This is a genomic window from Acinetobacter sp. SWAC5 (assembly GCF_003419885.1).
Classification (GTDB): Bacteria; Pseudomonadota; Gammaproteobacteria; order Pseudomonadales; family Moraxellaceae; genus Acinetobacter; species Acinetobacter cumulans.
Window position 1 is genome coordinate 26,053 of sequence record NZ_QUWR01000006.1, and the last position, 18,005, is coordinate 44,057.

The following is an 18,005-nucleotide window of genomic DNA, read 5'->3' on the forward strand; positions in this document are numbered from 1 at the left end:
CTTTAAATAGACTGGCGAATATGCAATTGATGAACATTTTAAAATAATTTAAATGGAAGATTTCTTATGATGCTTAAGCCCTTGGCAGTTGCTTGTCTTGCTTTAACCCTTGCTGCATGTGGAAGCGCACCAACCAATAAAAATAATAATGTACCTAAAGGTTCAATGGTGTTTGTAGAACCTGAACTTACACCACCATTCTATGCACTTAATCCATTTAATTATGATGCACCACCTCCATTTGAAATCAATCTACAAAAAGCTGCGGCGCAACCCGTAACAAAAATGAATGTTAATCTAGCAAGCGATCCATCAAAAACATTAACGCTAGATACCAATCGTTTAATTATTCCAACCGTCAACAGCAAAGTACGCACAATGAAATATGCAGTCCTTGCTGGTGACAACGAAATTGACATCACAGAAATTGATGATTTCTTACAATTAGTAGAAGGCAAAGCACGCCACTATCCACCACGTTTTGTGCAACGTAATGAACGCAAAGGTTTTGAGTTAAAACTTAAACAAGTGACTCAGCAACTTGATACGCTAGCATCAAAAGATAATGCTTCTTTTGACATTCTAGTTCGCGCATTCAAAGCAAGCGTTATGGCACGTAACCTAGACTTAGGTTCTGTTTACACCACTAAATCATTAAACTATGCACAGCGTATTTTAAAAATTAACAAAGATGATGCCGAAGCAAACTTCTGGTTTGGTTTTGGTTTATCTGAAGGTGGCGGTCAACGCGAAGCAATTCCATACCTAGACAAAGCAATGAAAGCTGGCGTACAAGAAGCTTATCTTTCTGCAGCTAACAACTACATCGCAATGGAACAAAAGAAAAATGCTGTTCAAATCTTGCGTAATTACAAAATTAAATACCCTCAAGAAGCTGACGTAGCTGACCGCTTGATTCAAGAAATTGAAAAGCAAGGTCGCTGGAATGTGTGGCAAGTATTGAACCCACCAAAAGCGGGTTAATCTATATTGTTAAAAATAGGCCATTTTTGGCCTATTTTTATTTATGGCGAATTGAAAAAAATTCAACTTGCAGTATGATTTAAAATAATTCCCCTCAAAATCGCATGAAGATGCAGCATAAAATGAATAAATTACTGCTCGGCGTATTATTAACAACTTCTTTACTGTCTGGCTGTCAGGTCGTCAGCGTGAAGAACCAAGCCTTAAATGTCAGTATTGCTAATGAACGTGACAGTATTTTGTCACGCAGTAAACTCAGTGAAGCAACACTCAACGTTTTGTCTATGAGTGGACGTGAAGCCAAAAGCTGTACCGACACACCAGAACAATGTATTGGTGAAATTAAAAAAATCCCCCAAATACAAGATGAGCAAATTTACTCTGCAGCCAGTGAACTCTATTTAGCAAAAGCTATCGCACTTGGTGATTCTTCTGCCTGTAAGTCTAGTGTGCTGTCTAGTACCCGTTCAGAAGAAAAAAAGGCCATTGAAAAGCAAAATTTACAGAACTGTGTAATAGAACAAATGAATATGCTCGATCGTAGCATTCGTTATAGCTATGCCTATATGTTCAAAACCCAGCGTGCGCCACAAGACCGTATTTTTGACAACAGACAAGTTCAAATCCGCGATTTCTATAATCAAGGAATTGCAAAACTCGTTGGACTGTATACCACCTACCATGCTCAAGCTGAGGCTGTTACACAAATTCAAGTAGGGAAAAGTCGCTATCGTATCGATTACAGCCATTATGCTGGCCTACAAAACAGCAAAGTTGAGCAGTTAATGTCAACTTATAATCTTAACTTCTCTGGCTTACGCTCTATCACCCGCCGAGATGGTTTTGGTGCCGAGTTCTTAATTGTGTTACCTGAAGATAAAAAACCTGAAGGAACTAAAAACAAATACATTATTAATCCAATGGATTATAAATATCCAAATAACATTAACCCCAACATCAATACGGCGCGTTATCTGGCTGCCACCTTGACCGCAGAACCCCTACAAGGCAACTCCATTGATGCTATTTTAAATAGCCCAGATTTCGTGATTAAGGTTTACGATCCTTATAAATATGAAACACTGAATGTTGCATCCAAAAACTACCCATTGGCGGCCAATTTCTCAGCACCCTATGGTTTATGGTTAGCAGAAAATAACCTCGGTAAAGCCGCCTATTTATCGCTAATTGACCGTGATGAAAATATCACGATGCCACAACTCTATATGTTAGAACCCTACAATCCAGATAAAAAAGTGATTGTATTGGTACACGGTCTAGCCAGTAGTCCAGAAGCATGGATCCGCCTGACCAACGATATTATGGGAGATAATGTTTTAAGGGAGCATTATCAAGTCTGGCAAGTGTTCTATTCCACAAATATGCCAATTATTGAAAGTCGCTTCCAAATTTATGCACTTCTAACCCAAGCTTTTGCAAGAGTCGGTCTTAAAAGTACGGCAAAAAAAGATGCAGTTTTAATTGGTCATAGTATGGGAGGTATTATTGCGCGTCTTTTAGTGAGTGACGCAGATATTAGCAATGAAGCACTCAAAAAAATGAGCTCTCGCCAGTTGCATCAATATCAAAAAATACCTGTAGTCAAACAACGCATGGTGATGAACGACATTCCTAACTTCAATCGTGCAATCTTTTTGGCATCACCGCACCGCGGAACAGACTATGCAGACCGCTGGTTTACCAAAGTTGCCCGTAAAGTGATTAAATTACCAGGCGCATTTCTATCTGCTTTTGCAGATGTACTGACGCAGGAAGAAGATTTGAAAGACTTGTTAAAACAAGTCGACCAAGGCTTAATACAAAATGGTCCAAGTGACTTAAGCCATAAATCAAACTTCATGCAACTTACAGACGATATCAATCCACGTCCAGGCTTAAAGTTTCACTCAATTATTGGTAATATTAGCGGTAGTAATGACCCAGCACTGATTACAGATGGCATTGTTCCTTATAAAAGTGCTCATTTAAACGGAGCCGTTTCTGAAGTGGTGTTAAAAGGTGGACATTCTATTCAAGAAACACCCGAAGCAGTACTCGAACTACGCCGTATTTTACGTCTACATTTAACAGAACTTGGCCTATATAAACCCAAATAGCCTATTGGATCGCAAATAAAAAAACCGATCTTTTGATCGGTTTTTTTATGTCGTAGCTTTAAGTATAAATTAATTTAGCTTCAAAGTTCGAGCCTGCACTTTACTGCATTCATCCAAAGCCAATTCATAATACGCCAACCCTTCTTTTACTGCACGTAGGGCTTGTTGTTGCAAGGCCGGCTTATTATCACAAATTCGTTTAATCAGCTCCATTGCTTCATAAGGATGTAAATCATCATAATGTGCATGCGCACGTAACCACGCAATGCTACGTTTATTAATATTAACTTCAGGATGATCTGTGTAGGCATTAATTCCAGCATACACTTTACCGCTCCAGTCGCCTGTCGCCCATTCAATTGCAAGATTGGTTGCAGCTAGGCTTTCAACCAGACTCCCTCGCGTATTGATATTCCACAAAAAGTGATTTACTGCATTCATTGCAGCTGTCGGTTGTACCTGATCTAGCTCTTCAACCGTTATACCAAAACCGCCAGCCCAGTCGCGATACCAGTTCAGATGACGCTCTTCAACTTTAATATTTTGAATTAGCCAATCACGCGCTTCTGTTACACCTGCATCTGAGAAATTGGTGGCTTTAGACAGCCCTAATCCCATGTAAGATGGAAAATGCGCCACCAATGGGTAAAACTGTAATAAAGCAAAACGGAAACTTTCGAGCGTTAACTGCCCATTGGCCATATCGTTAAAGAATGGGTGCTCACTAATTCTATTTTTATGTGGAATCAATTCATCCCAGAATTGCTGTGACCACGTGTTATGCGGTGTAATTTCTAGTTGGTTTTCGTAACCACGCACGACTGAAGTCATATCCCTGCCCTCATTTGATTTCTTATTGCGGATCTGTTTTCGATCATAATCCAAACACTAGATTAAACAAGGACATTTTCAGCTATTTTTGACCATTTATCGCTATATTTTTACTTTTAATCAGCAATAAATTCAATTTCAATCGCTTTCCATTAAGTAATTCACACTAATTTGATATGTTATGTTTTGTTTTGCTATTTTTTGCGCTTGTTAACTCAAGAAGCTTTATGTTAATACTAAGCATAAGTAATACATGAAGATAAAAAGGAGGTACGGAGCTGTACCCCGTACCTACAAATAAAATTAGTGTAAATTTGGCAGTATCCAATGAAACTATATGGGTCAAAACTTTTAAGTCGCGACAAAATTGAAGAAATTATTTCCAAAGGGCTTAATTATGTACATTTTTCACCCAGCCTAGAACAAGCCTACAGGCAACAATATCGAGCAGAGGCTGCTTATGAATTTCGCTTCCGCGCCCCTATTATCTTCTTTTTATATGCTTTCTTAAGTTATGGTATTTATCAAACCATTCAAAATGATCCCATTGTGTTTCGTTGGTTTGCGCTCTATTCATGGGTTGGCGTCATCGTCCTCTTTGCATGGATTCTGTCTTTTTTTAAATGTTTAAACCGTTATTTTGACCTCTATACAGGCTTTGGCTGTATGGGTGCGGTCACTATATCTTTTATGACTGTCACCATTATTGGTCATGGAAATGACAACTCACTATTACATGCAGCCATGATGTATGCCGTTGTGATCATTTATGGCTTTGTAGGGCTACGGTTTTATACAGCTCTCATTGCGGGCTGGGTCGGCGGTCTTATTGGGATTGCGGGTACACATTTTTTACAATATGACATTGATTGGACTTTTTTACACCGTACCTACACGTTTAGTAGCTTTTTAGGTATGTCTTTGGCATACGCGATTGACCGTCAGCACCGTGAAAACTATTTGCAAAACTGTATTATCGAGCTCAACAAATTAGAAATGGATGAGCAAGCTAAGCAACTTGAGCACCTTTCACAAATTGACTCTCTCACAGGATTAGCGAATCGTCGTCATCTATCGCTCATTCTGGATCAGCAATGGCGCTATGCAATACGACATCAAACCCCCATTAGCATACTCATGGTCGACATTGACTGCTTTAAAAATTATAACGATCACTTAGGGCATATTGCAGGTGATGAATGCCTACAGATCATTGCGAAAGAGCTTGATAATTTAAGCTCTCGTAGTAATGATTTGGCAGCCCGCTATGGCGGTGAAGAGTTTTTACTTCTTTTCCCAATGTTTGACGAAAAAAAAGTTGAAGCACTCGCTCGCATTTTAATTCAACGGATTCAAAAATTAGCCTTACCACACCCAGCGAGCTCGATTTCAAGCTTAGTGACCGTCAGTATTGGTATTGCCAGTACTATTCCAACGGTTGATCAAGACATGACTGCCTTTATTCAACAAGCAGACCAAGCGCTTTACTACGCTAAAACACACGGGCGCAACCAATATTTTATTGCGAAAAAAACGGCTGCCTAAGCATTAGCACATCATAACTTTGCATTGTATGAGGCACATCATCATACAATGCAAACGTGCACAACAAATCAATTATCACTCGCAGGAGTGAATGGTTTTTCACCCGCCATTCAAAGCACTCTATATTTCCCATAAAACGAGCATGTTGCTCTGTTTTGAATTTTGCTAAACTTGCACATTCGCTTTTGCGCTACAAATAAATGAAAAAGCCAATACAGTAATTGCACTAGCTGAGCAATGACTCCGCTGTACTGTACGCTACGTCATATTTGAGTTTGTACTCACTTTACAAAGGATGAAGGATTTTTTTCAATGACCAGTTCAGAACTTATGGCTGATCTTTCCAGCTTGACCCCAATGATGCAACAATACATGGGCGTCAAAATGCAGCACCCGCATTCATTAATGTTCTACCGTATGGGTGACTTTTATGAACTGTTCTTTGAAGATGCCCACAAAGCAGCCAAAATCTTAGGCATCACGCTTACACATCGTGGCAAAGCCAATGGTGAACCTATTCCAATGGCAGGCGTACCCTATCATGCTGCTGAAGGTTATTTAGCACGACTGGTTAAAAAAGGAGAAACCGTTGTAATTTGTGAACAGATTGGTGAAGTGACAGGTAAAGGCCCTGTAGAGCGCGGCGTTGTCCGTATTATTACACCAGGCACACTGACAGACGATGCGCTATTAACCGCACATCAAAGCTCAAACTTAGTGTCTTTATGCATCCAACAAAATCAAATTGGCATTGCACTGCTTGACTTGAGTGCTGGTATTTTTAAAGTACAGCAACTCGAATTTAATATCGAACAACTGAGCATTGAACTTTCACGTTTAATGCCAAGTGAAATTATTATTGATGAAAACGTCATTGACCAAAACATCATAGAGCAGACCAAACGCCAACTAGACTGCCCTGTAACTAAGCGCCCAAATGTCGATTTTAATCTGAACAATGCTCAAAAAACTTTATGCGACCAATTGGGTGTATCTACACTTTCAGGCTTTGGTATTGATCATTTACCTTTGGCAAAAGCGGCTGCAGCGGCGCTTATTCATTATGCCAAAGAGACTCAAAAAACCGCTTTGCCACATATTCGCTCAATTCAGTTAGAACAAAGCACAGACTTTATTGCGCTTGATCCAGTTACACGTCGTAATTTAGAACTGATTGAACCCTTATTTGAACATGGCACCTCGTTATTTCAATTGATTAATGACTGCCAAACTGCAATGGGCGGACGTCTACTCAGTCGAACGCTGATGCAACCACTTCGTGATACAGCTCTACTGGATGCCCGCCTCGATGCAACGCAGGCACTTTTACAAGGTTGCCATGAAGTGCCTACGCGTTTAGTACTTAAAGAGATTGGCGATATTGAACGCGTCCTCAGTCGAGTGGCCTTAGGCAGTGCACGCCCACGTGATTTGGTTCAACTACGTCAAGCCTGTGCACAAATCCCTTATTTGCGCCATGCCTTATTGCCACTGATCGAGCAAAAGCAATCTCAGCTTTTGCTTGAATTAAATACTGAGTTAGGTGATTTTCACGGTCTACATGAACGCCTTATGAGCGCTATTGTAGAGAATCCACCTGTACTGCTTCGTGATGGTAATGTGATCGCCGAAGGTTTTGATACCGAGCTAGATGAATTACGTAAAATTCGTGATCATGCTGGCCAGTACTTAATTGATCTCGAAATCCAAGAGCGTGCAAATACAGGAATTTCTACCTTAAAAATCGGCTATAACCGTGTCAGTGGTTATTATATTGAGCTCACACGGGCTCAAGCCGAACAAGCACCAGATCATTATATTCGTCGACAGACTTTAAAAAATGCTGAGCGTTATATCACCCCAGAGCTCAAATCTTTTGAAGACAAGGTTCTTTCTAGTGAATCACGTGCTTTGGCGCGTGAAAAAATGCTCTTTGAAATGCTACTCGAAGAGCTACGCCAAGATATTAGACACTTACAAATGATGAGCAGCGCCATTGCTCAAATTGATTTGTTGACCAACTTTGCTCATCAAGCCCGTTTGCGAAATTGGGCACGACCAGAGTTTAGTCCTGAAATTGGTTTGCAAATTCAAGCAGGCCGTCATCCTGTGGTCGAAGCACTCAGCAAAGCTGCCTTCACCCCCAACGACACCAGTCTTGATTTCAATCACCGTATGGCCATTATTACAGGGCCAAATATGGGTGGTAAATCGACGTTTATGCGTCAAACGGCACTGATTGCTTTACTGGCCTACTGTGGTAGTTATGTTCCTGCAAAATCGGCGCTATTGGGTCCAATCGACCGTATCTTTACACGTATTGGCTCAGCAGATGATTTATCTACAGGCAAATCGACATTTATGGTGGAAATGACTGAAACTTCACAAATTTTGCACCACGCGACAAATCAGTCTTTGGTGCTCATGGATGAAGTAGGCCGTGGTACCAGCACTTATGATGGTCTATCTTTAGCATGGGCATGTGTAAATGATCTGACTAAGCGCATTAAATGCTTATGTTTATTTGCCACGCATTATTTTGAATTGACCGAACTGGGCAAAGAAGCTGCCATTGAAAACTTCCATGTTACAGCCAAGGAATTGAATGGTAATTTAATCTTGCTACATAAAGTACAACACGGCCCTGCAAGTCAGAGTCATGGCTTACAAGTGGCAAAATTAGCAGGTATTCCAAACAGTGTAATTAAAGATGCACAAAATCGTTTACATATTTTGGAAAAACAGCAGAAGCAACAGCTCAATCAAGGCGTACAAAATGACTTGTTTAGCGCGCTTGCAACGCCTGAAATTATAGAGCGTGTGGTCGAAGTTGAAGTAGCATCGCCTGCGCTTGAAATTCTTAAGAACTTAGATGTCGATAATCTCAGTCCCCGTGAGGCATTACAACAACTCTATGCTTTAAAGGACCAACTCAAAGCCTAATTAATATGTAACAAAAACCTACGTATCTTCAAATGATCCGTAGGTTTTGCAGATGATTCTCATTACAGGCACTTTTCGATCAAATTGTTCAGTTTTTATCAAATTTAACAGCCTTGCATATAATAAATATCAATAAAAGGAATTGTTAGTTAGGGGTATTTTTGCCTAAAATACAGCATTAGTTATTAGAACCATATTTTTAGGTAGCTGTCGCCATGACCTTTGTTGTCACAGAAAACTGTATTAAATGTAAATATCAAGACTGCGTAGAAGTTTGCCCAGTAGACTGTTTCTATGAAGGTCCAAACTTCCTTGTAATTAATCCAGATGAATGCATTGACTGTGCACTATGCGAACCAGAGTGCCCTGCAAATGCTATTTTCTCTGAAGATGAGCTTCCAGAAGGCCAAGAAGTGTTCCTTGAGCTGAATACTGAACTTTCACAAAAATGGCCAAACATCACACAAATTGGTGATCAGCCAGCTGACCGTGAAGAGTGGAATGGTAAAACAGACAAATTACAATACTTAGAAAAGTAATCGTCCGTTACCAAGTAATAAAAAAGATCAGCCTCTGCTGATCTTTTTTATACCCAAAGCACACATTTGATTGCAATATTTTCCATTTTTTTCACTTAATTTGGATTAAAATAATAAGAGTTTATAAATAATTGTTTTCTATAATGAAGAATTTGATAAAGGGACTACTTGGTATTGTATTAGTCCCTATCGTTTTTGTTGGCTGTACATCTTCTCCTAAAAAAGGACAGATCATTACAGATCCATCAGGAAAACGTATTTTCATACCACAAGAGCGTGTTAGTTTTCAGCGCCCCATTCCTCCTAAAACTGTGCCCTATGCGTATAACAACTGGATTGCAGTTGCAGATCATTTACGTCGCGTGCGGGAATATGAAGTCTTTTTAGAAAAAAATGGCGTGGGAAATATTATTCCTAGCTTTGAATTAATGCGTACTGCGCGAGATTGGCAAAAATGTGGCCGAGAACAATACATGGTGCCCAGTCGTGAGCTTTGGGCCAATCAAATTCCAACGCTTCGTGTATTTAAATACTTAATCGCAGCCAACGTACTGACCGACTTTAGCGTGACCTCTGTATATCGTGACTTGCCTTTAAACCAATGTGCTGGTGGTGCAAGTTCTTCACGTCACCTTTATAACTCAGCCATCGATTTCCGTATTGGCCCAGAATATCCGCAGCCAGAAGATTATGCATATATTGAAAACTCCAAATTCAAATTATGCCAATTCTGGTCACAACATGGACAAAGCCTAAATATGGGATTAGGTTTATATGCATCGGGGCAAATTCATATTGATACCCAAGGTTATCGTACCTGGGGGCCTGATTTAAGTAGTCGTAGCTCTATGTGTAATTACTAATGCATGACAATGTGATGATATAGCCTCTTCGGAGGCTATTTTTTTGTGTATATACGCAGAGATCCGCTTCAAAAAATTGCGCTTCAGCGGGAAAGGTTTAAAATGTCTGCATCAAAAATGAGGTGCTCAAGTTATGCAACAAATGTGGACAGACATTGATACGTATATCGATTCACATTTAATTCCAGAAGATCCTATTCTGACTCAAACTCTAAAACACACAGAAGAACGTGGCTTCCCAGACCACCTTGCTGTTGCACCCAATCAAGGGATGTTATTGCAAATGCTCATTCAAATGAACAAATGTAAACGTGTTTTAGAGCTTGGAACATTTGCGGCTTATAGCACAATGTGGCTGGCGCGTGCCCTACCTGAAGATGGTTATATTCTGACGATTGAAGGTCGTGATACACATGCAGCCTTAGGCCAAGAAAATATTGATCGTGCCAATTTAGCTCAAACCATTGAGCTTAAATGTGGTCGTGCTGCAGATATTTTACGTTCTCTACCTGATGACACTGAAGCCTTTGATTTTATTTTTATCGATGCTGACAAACAAAGCTATCCTGAATATTTAGAACTGAGTTTGAAGCTTTCACACTCAGGAACAATTATTGTATTAGACAATGTGATTCGTGCCGGTGAAATCTTAAATCCAGAAAATCATAAGCCTAGTATAGAAGGTATTCGCGACATGTTCCGCGCAATGCAAAACCATCCACGTTTATTATCAAGCACTGCTTTGCAAACAATTGGTAGCAAAGGCCATGACGGTTTTGCAATTGCAATTGTAAAATAACACAATTGTACAAAAAACAAACTTTTGTTTTTATTTATTTAAAAACATTAGCTTACAAATATTAGTCACAAAGTTATCCACAGTAAGTGAGGATAACTTTGGCTATTATTTATACCAAAAATTCAATAAATCACTCAATTCAATTAAATCAAGTTTACTTTACTACTAGCAAAGGAACTGTTGAGTTACGGAAAATTGTCGTCGTAATACTTCCCAAAAAGAATTGATGAATTTTACTGTGACTAAATGCACCTAATACAATCAGTTGAATCGCATGTTCTTGCTGATAAGACAAAATATTTTCAGCTACATCACCATAGCGATACTCCGTAACAACATCTAGTCCAGAATTTTTCAGATACTGCAAAGGTTCATTTAAAATTTCAGGGTGATCTCCAACGTAGAGTAAATGGCATTGCAATAAACGCAGTAAATCACTTTGTGCAATACGCTTCATGAGGTCTACACAAGTAGGTGAATATTCGTAGGCAAAAATAAACCGTGTTGGTGGTTTAAAGCTTGCACCTACCGTCATGACTGTGCATTTTGCACCACGGATGAAGTTTTCGACATTGCTCCCCATTGGCTTATTGCGTTCAGCAGAGCGCTCACCTACTCGACCAATGACGACAATATCGTCACTTCGGAGTTCCTGAAAGCTTTGTTCTAAAAAATCACCCTTGAGCTGAATATGTGCAGGTTGTAGGTCATGCTTTTCATGAATGAGTTCTGAAATGTGCTTAAGCAAGTTATTGCTATAATCTTGTGCCAATTCGCTTTGTTTTTGTTCTAGCTCTGCCAGCTCTTTAAGGAGCATTGCATTACTTTCAAAACCTATCACGCCACTGATTTCACCCAAGTGATAACTGGCTGGATAGTAGTCCAGCACTTGCAGTAACACCAGTTCACGCTGGGTTTGTTTGGCAATCCAAACGGCAGCTTCAGCCAATGCATTTATACACGGCGAAGAATCTATACAAGCAATAACACGCTTCATCATTAGCCTCTCTTGCTTCTTTTGGGCTATCTGTTGTTGTTATTTTTAAAGTATCACAAGTTTTTAAGACTGTGCAGGCTTTTGTGTATGATTTTCCTAGCTTGCACCCGCCTTTTTTCATGCTTAATCCCGAAAACGTATAAATTTCGCAGGATTTCCTCCCACGATCGTACGAGCTTCTATATCTTTGGTCACCATGCTATTCATACCAATCACGGCTTGTTCATGTATGGTCACACCATCTTTTATGCCCACATGCGCCCCAAGCCATACATCACGCCCTATTTCAATACCCTGCGAACGAACAGCTTGCTGATAAATAGGTTGCTCTAAATCCATACCATGGTCAAACGCATATAGATGGCTATAAGCAGCTATACGAACTTGGTCATGCAATTTAATCCCTGCTCGACCGCCATCTAAAATGCAATGGTGGTTAATGGCAACTTCGTTACCAATGTCCAATGGGCCATGCAAGGTACAGTCCGCTGCAATAAAGGTATTATCACCAATAATAATTTTACGGCCAGGTTCAGCAAAAATATGTGCCAACGGTGAAATAAAACAGTTTTTGCCAATTTCTACTGTTTCCATCTCCATCAGATAAGCTTGGTATTCTTGCTGCCATTGCTCTGCCCATACGCGGTTTTTCGGTTTTAAGCTCCAGTACAACCATGGCATATAATTTAAACGATGCTTATGCTGTTCACGATATTTCAGTAAAGGATCTTGCTCAGTCATTTTGTATGTCTTCAATCACTTTTAATTGCTCACGGCCTCGACTTACATCTTGAATTTTTAAAGTCAGTGGCTCAATTTGATGGACTTGCAACAGCGCAATGACGCTTACACCAGTTGCAGTATATTCTTCAGTATATTCAATTTGTTGCTGATTCAATTCGTATTGAAAAATTGCCCACTCATTAAACTGACAGCTGAAACTTACTTTTTTCTTTTCAATTAATTCAATTTTTTCTGCCAGTAGTAAGCACTGCCCAGCACAACCGCCATAAGCACGCACCAAGCCACCTGTGCCTAATTTGATGCCTCCATACCAACGATTGACTAAAACCAAAATATTGGTCAGCTCATTGCCTTCAATCGTGGCTAAAATTGGACGTCCTGCTGTACCCGAGGGTTCACCATCATCATTAAATCGTACATGATGACCAATTTTCCATGCCCAGCATTGATGTGTTGTACTCACATCTTTGTTTAATTCTAAAAAATCTTTAACGTCCTGTTCATTTTCAACAGGCACAGCAATCGCTTGAAAGCGACTTTTTTTAATGTCTTCTTCAAAGCTGACCTGACTGGCAATGGTAAATGGCATAACGTCTACAAAGTAAAATCCAAACGCCTAATTATAACGTGTTTTTATTTTTGGCAGAGATGAAAAAGCCCCCGCATGCGGAGGCTGTATAAAAACAAAGCTAACTTAGTTTGGATTAACGTTCACGCAATGCTTCACGTGCCTTGTTAAACGGTTTAACCAAATAATCCAATACTGTTTTTTGGCCTGTACGAATATCTACAGTCGCCACCATACCTGGTGTAATTGCAAAGCTTTTGCCAGCTTTATTCACTAATTTATCACTGTCTGTACGAATATAAACACGGTAATAGAACTGATCTTGTTTCACTTCATCACGCAGTGTATCTGGTGAAATAACAGTTACCTTACCTTTTAGTCCACCAAAAATTGAATAATCATAAGCGGTGATTTTTACCAAGGCTTCTTGACCCGGATGAATAAATGCAATGTCTCGTGGTGAAATACGTGCTTCAACCAAGAGTTGCTCATCCAACGGTACAATAGTCATCAGCTTGCCATTTTGTGGTACAACACCACCCAAGGTCATCACATCAATTTCTTTCACTACACCTCGTACAGGCGACTTAAAGGTGGTGCGACTTAAAGTATCAGACTTACCACGTACCACTTGTTGTTGTGTTTCCACATCAGTATTGGCTTTAGACAACTCTTCACGCGATTTCACATAATATTGATTTCGCACGTCATTCATTTGGTTGCGTAATTCATTGGCACGACTTTTTAAACGAATCACTTCCACTTCACTGGCTGCACCTTTGGCAACAAGTGGTGCTGTCATTGCTAATTCTTCTTCAATTAATTGTAAAGACTGCTTTAAACCCGCCAGTGATTGTTCAAGGTTGTCACGACGGCTTTGGTAAAGCGCTGTTTCTTCACGTACTAATTTTGGATCACGCTGTACTTCAGGTGGAAAGCTTAAAGGCGTACCATTTACTTCCGCACGTAAACGCGCCGAGGTTGCACGTGAAGCTATCAATAAAGACTCTGACTCGCCTACATTGGACTCTAAACGGGTTGGGTCTAACTGTGCAAGAACCTGACCTTGCTCCACAATTTGGCCTTCGCGCACATTCATTTTGGTAATAATACCGCCTTCTAAAGACTGAATAACTTGTTCTTTTGAAGATGGAATAATTTTCCCTGTGCCCGTTGACACTTCTTCCAACTTAAACAACCACGCCCAAACCAATATCACCAATAAACCAATACAGATAATCCAAATAATCAGACTGGCTTTAGGTAATGGTGGCTCTTGATACGAAACTTTGTTTGAGCGCTGTATTTCTTGATTATTTTCACTCATGTGCTTGCTCCCGTACCGCGGTTTTGCGCACCACCAGATTGGTTAAGGATTTGGTCACGTGGACCATCCATCACAATTTTTCCGTCATTGACCACAATAATTCGATCAACCAACTCCAACACAGCACGACGATGCGTTGCCACAATCATCGTTCTATTGCGTAGGTACAGCTTCAAATGATTGATCAACTGCTTTTCAGAGACATCATCAATTGCTGCTGTTGGTTCATCTAATAACAAAATATTGGGTTGACGAATTAATAACCGCGCAAGGAGTAAAGCTTGACGCTGACCGCCAGAGAAACCAACGCCACCTTCCAAAATAACGTGGTCGAGACCTTCTTTTTTCTCTTGAACGAATGCCAATGCACCTGTGAGTTGTAATGCTTGCATCACTTGCTCATCGGTTGCCAACGGCGCGCCTAAAGTTAAATTTTCACGTATAGAACCATAAAATAATTGTGAGTTTTGATTCAATAAACCCATATCACGACGCACGTCAGATGGATCAATTAAGCCCAAATCAATACCATCAAGTTTGACCTTGCCTTGAATTGGCGTTTGCATACCAGATAGTAATTGCAATAGGGTTGATTTACCCGCGCCGTTACGGCCTAAGATTGCAATTTTTTCACCTGGTTTAATTTCAAGTTTTGGAATGACCAAACTAGGACGTGGGTCATCTTCACCATATTTGAAAACTACACCATTCAGCTCATAGTTCCCCTGAATCACTGGACGATGTACCAAATGTGAATAGTCAGGTTGATCGACTGAACGTTTCATCAGTTCATCTAAGCCCGTTTTTGCAACTTTGGCTTGTTGTAGGCGACCCAATACACCTGTGAGCTGTGAAATAGGTGCCAACATACGTGAAGATAAAATTGAACAAGCAACCAATGCACCTGTGGTCATCTCGCCTTTCATTACCGCAAAACATCCCACCAAAACCACAATTGCAAAGGCCAAACCTTGTACTTTTTGTGTCCATGCACTCATCAGACCAACGATTTTACGTTGTTCCATACTGACACTGGCAGACACTTCATTCATGTGATTCCATTGGTTTTGGAAACGTGATTCTGCACGCAAAAGCTTAATATCTTCAATACCTTGTACAGCTTCTACCAGCATCGCATTACGAATAGCGGATTCACGCATACCCATTTGTGCCAAACGCGCCAATGGTTTTTGTGCAAAAATGCCTGGCAAAATCATTAAAGGTACAATGGCTACCATCACCCAAAATAGGTTACCACCTATGAGCCAGAAAATCCCCAAGAACAGGAAGAAGAATGGCAAGTCTGCAATGGCTGTAACTGTAGTTGAAGTCACCAGTTCACGTACACCTTCAAGCTCACGAATTTGTGAAATGAAAGTACCTGTAGATTTTGAGCGTTCATTATTCTTAATACGTAATGCATGACCAAATACACGGTCGGAAATACGTAAGTCGGAACGCTTACCAATAATGTCTGATAAGTGAATACGTGCAACACGTAAGGCAAACTCAAAGATAGCTGCAATGAGTACACCACCTGCCAAGACCCATAGCGTTGGAATAGATTGCGATGGCACTACACGGTCATACACATTCATGGAGAACACGACCGTAGCAAGCGCTAAAATATTTGCCATTAAAGAAGCAAACATAATATCGATATAGCGCTTCCAGTCGGTTAGTACAATTGACCAAAACCAGTTCTTTTCAAATGGCTTAATGTACTCATCGACACGCATGTCTGGCACTGAGGATTCAGGGCGCAAAATATAAATATTTCGCACACCATGACTTAAACGCTCAATTCGAAAAACTTGAGATAAGCCTTCATCTCCACTGAGTTGTACGCTGGCATTACCGTCCACATCTATGCGTTCGATAATCCCCACTTCACCACTGTTAAACTCAATCAGCAACGGCAAGCGCCACGGATTTAAAAAACTACTATCAAATTTATTTTTACGTACATTGAGGCCGATTTGCTTCGCCATAACACCAAGCATTTCATCTACATTAGCGTGCTGGTTCCAATCCAATTGTAAACGGATACGCTCTTCTGATGGTTCTATGCGGTAGTGCTTAGCGATGTTTAACACCGCTTGAAGCCACGGCTGATAATTTATTGTATTACTCATGGCTGGACTTCAAACCCCTGAATAGTCGTATTATTTAAATCGTAAGTCGCACGTGTACGCCCTGTCACTTGTATGTATTGCACAAGTGCTGCATAAACATCGTACTGAGAAGAAACGATTTCTTGAGCTGCGCTATGAATGGCCTGTTCTGCGTTTAATAGATCAACGACAGTTCGAGTGCCTAGCTTATATTGTTCTTGATAAAGTTCTTTGGTACGCACTGTAGTCTCACGACGCTGTACCAAAATAGACATTTGACGCTTTTTGTTTTCAATTTGTTCACGTATTAAACGAACTTGATCCAATACGTCCAAATAAGATGTGTTGACCTGTGCACGTGCTGCTTCCTCAGCATAACTCGCTGCACGAGTTTGTGCTGCAATCGCTCCACCTTGATAAAAATTACTGCTTGCTTCAAGCATGATGGAATTATAGAAACCATCATCCTTGTTATTATTTGGGTTACGGCCATTTACAGCTTGGCTTAAACTGCCACGCACATTAATGGTTGGATAAGCACTCAATTTGGCTTGTTGCTTTTGAAGTTTAGCGACCTCTACCCCAGATTGCGCCAACATCATATTTGGAATTTGAGTGAAATCTGGATCTTGGTACAATTCTGCTTTGCGCACCAATTCATCTGGAATATCCCACTCAACATTGGATACATCAAAACCTAGTAAGGTTCTAAGGCGTTGCTGGTACTGTTTTAACTGGGTTTCTTGTACCACTAAATTAGATTCAGCAGCTTCTAAATTTGACTGTGCTTGAATTGGATCGGCTTGACTGCTAATCCCAGCTTTTGCACGTAGATTTGCAATTTCTGCAATACGCCCAATGCCTTTAATCTGTTGTCGAGCAATGTTGGTGATTTCTTGATAGCGTTTTGCATTAACAATTGCACTTGCAACATCATAAGAAATTTCATCTAAACTGACCAATACTCGTGCTTGCTGCTGCAACATCTTGGCTTCTTCAATATTTACGCCACTTTTAACCTTACCAAAATCGTAAAGCATTTGTGACGCACTCAATGAAACGACCTGACCACCACGCTCACCTTTGGTGAGATCGGCTGTTTGCAAGCCACCCGAAAGTTGTGGATAGTATTTAGATTTTGCTAAATCGATATTTGACGCCTGCTCTGCTACAGACGAAATAGATTGAGTGATTTCTGGGCGTCGCTGTACAGCTATGTGTACCGCTTCTTTAAAACTTAATCGACGTGGCGCAATATTTCCATATTGTGTTAATGGTGCATTGTCTGCACGCCCAATCACTGGAAGTTCAGCTACACGAGATGTATCAAGTGGAAACTTACTGAGCTCAGTAATGTCTATTTTATCGGCTGAACGAGTCGGCTTTGGTGAAAAAATCTGACTAATTCCGTCTTTAAAAGAGTGTAAATAATCTTTGCTTGTCGACTCTGCATGCACCATAGATATAGAGAATGGTAAAAGCAAAATAACAAAGCTCCCTCTTTTAGTTATCATATTTTATGATGCCCCCAATCCTTTCTACTTTTATTAACGCTCTTTTGAACAATTCTATTTTTTAATCAAGTGTATACTGTATCAGCAAATATTTTTATCTTTTTACTGATTATTCTTATT

At 40.2% G+C, this 18,005-nt stretch carries 14 protein-coding genes; 7 read left to right on the top strand and 7 right to left on the bottom strand.

Annotated elements, in window-relative coordinates; all coding sequences use genetic code 11:
- The first annotated feature begins 66 nt into the window (after window positions 1-66).
- Window positions 67-984 carry a hypothetical protein gene (locus tag DYI81_RS05750; protein WP_106985459.1) on the top strand — a complete coding sequence of 306 codons (918 nt, stop codon included), beginning with the start codon at window positions 67-69 and terminating at the stop codon, window positions 982-984.
- A gap of 104 nt (window positions 985-1,088) precedes the next feature.
- A complete protein-coding gene (locus DYI81_RS05755; protein ID WP_171356316.1) occupies window positions 1,089-3,101 on the top strand; it encodes an alpha/beta hydrolase in 2,013 nt (670 codons plus the stop codon).
- 69 nt (window positions 3,102-3,170) lie between these two features.
- On the opposite strand, the gene DYI81_RS05760 is transcribed toward DYI81_RS05755, so the two are convergent.
- Window positions 3,171-3,932 (bottom strand): iron-containing redox enzyme family protein, encoded by a 762-nt coding sequence (locus tag DYI81_RS05760; protein ID WP_106985458.1) that lies wholly within the window; start codon window positions 3,930-3,932, stop codon window positions 3,171-3,173.
- A 327-nt stretch (window positions 3,933-4,259) separates the two neighbouring features.
- Between DYI81_RS05760 and DYI81_RS05765 the strand changes: the two genes are divergently transcribed.
- The 5 genes from DYI81_RS05765 to DYI81_RS05785 all read left to right on the top strand — a co-directional run bounded on the left by DYI81_RS05765 (window position 4,260) and on the right by DYI81_RS05785 (window position 10,621).
- Complete coding sequence (locus tag DYI81_RS05765; protein ID WP_117006959.1) at window positions 4,260-5,477, top strand: diguanylate cyclase; 1,218 nt, start codon at window positions 4,260-4,262, stop codon at window positions 5,475-5,477.
- A 312-nt stretch (window positions 5,478-5,789) separates the two neighbouring features.
- Window positions 5,790-8,420 carry a DNA mismatch repair protein MutS gene (mutS, locus tag DYI81_RS05770; protein WP_117006960.1) on the top strand — a complete coding sequence of 877 codons (2,631 nt, stop codon included), beginning with the start codon at window positions 5,790-5,792 and terminating at the stop codon, window positions 8,418-8,420.
- A gap of 215 nt (window positions 8,421-8,635) precedes the next feature.
- Window positions 8,636-8,959, top strand: a complete 324-nt coding sequence (gene fdxA / locus DYI81_RS05775; RefSeq protein WP_106985455.1) for a ferredoxin FdxA — start codon at window positions 8,636-8,638, stop codon at window positions 8,957-8,959.
- A 143-nt stretch (window positions 8,960-9,102) separates the two neighbouring features.
- Window positions 9,103-9,822 (top strand): D-Ala-D-Ala carboxypeptidase family metallohydrolase, encoded by a 720-nt coding sequence (locus DYI81_RS05780; protein WP_106985454.1) that lies wholly within the window; start codon window positions 9,103-9,105, stop codon window positions 9,820-9,822.
- A gap of 133 nt (window positions 9,823-9,955) precedes the next feature.
- Window positions 9,956-10,621 (top strand): O-methyltransferase, encoded by a 666-nt coding sequence (locus DYI81_RS05785; RefSeq protein ID WP_106985453.1) that lies wholly within the window; start codon window positions 9,956-9,958, stop codon window positions 10,619-10,621.
- A gap of 154 nt (window positions 10,622-10,775) precedes the next feature.
- Here DYI81_RS05785 and DYI81_RS05790 read toward each other — a convergent pair whose 3' ends face one another.
- The 6 genes from DYI81_RS05790 to DYI81_RS05815 form a co-directional block, all read right to left on the bottom strand.
- A complete protein-coding gene (locus DYI81_RS05790; protein WP_117007023.1) occupies window positions 10,776-11,618 on the bottom strand; it encodes a universal stress protein in 843 nt (280 codons plus the stop codon).
- Window positions 11,619-11,741: 123 nt separating this feature from the next.
- Complete coding sequence (locus tag DYI81_RS05795) at window positions 11,742-12,359, bottom strand: DapH/DapD/GlmU-related protein (protein ID WP_117006961.1); 618 nt, start codon at window positions 12,357-12,359, stop codon at window positions 11,742-11,744.
- Window positions 12,352-12,951 carry a YigZ family protein gene (locus DYI81_RS05800; protein ID WP_106985450.1) on the bottom strand — a complete coding sequence of 200 codons (600 nt, stop codon included), beginning with the start codon at window positions 12,949-12,951 and terminating at the stop codon, window positions 12,352-12,354. The genes DYI81_RS05795 and DYI81_RS05800 overlap by 8 nt, the downstream gene beginning before the upstream one ends.
- 115 nt (window positions 12,952-13,066) lie before the next feature.
- A complete protein-coding gene (locus DYI81_RS05805) occupies window positions 13,067-14,257 on the bottom strand; it encodes an HlyD family type I secretion periplasmic adaptor subunit (RefSeq protein ID WP_117006962.1) in 1,191 nt (396 codons plus the stop codon).
- On the bottom strand, window positions 14,254-16,392 hold the full coding sequence (locus tag DYI81_RS05810) for a type I secretion system permease/ATPase (protein WP_117006963.1): 2,139 nt from the start codon (window positions 16,390-16,392) through the stop codon (window positions 14,254-14,256). The genes DYI81_RS05805 and DYI81_RS05810 overlap by 4 nt, the downstream gene beginning before the upstream one ends.
- The gene (locus tag DYI81_RS05815) at window positions 16,389-17,885 is read right to left on the bottom strand and encodes a TolC family outer membrane protein (protein ID WP_117006964.1); all 1,497 of its coding nucleotides are present in this window, start codon (window positions 17,883-17,885) and stop codon (window positions 16,389-16,391) included. Before DYI81_RS05815 ends, DYI81_RS05810 begins: the two co-directional genes overlap by 4 nt.
- Between the last annotated feature and the right edge of the window lie 120 nt (window positions 17,886-18,005).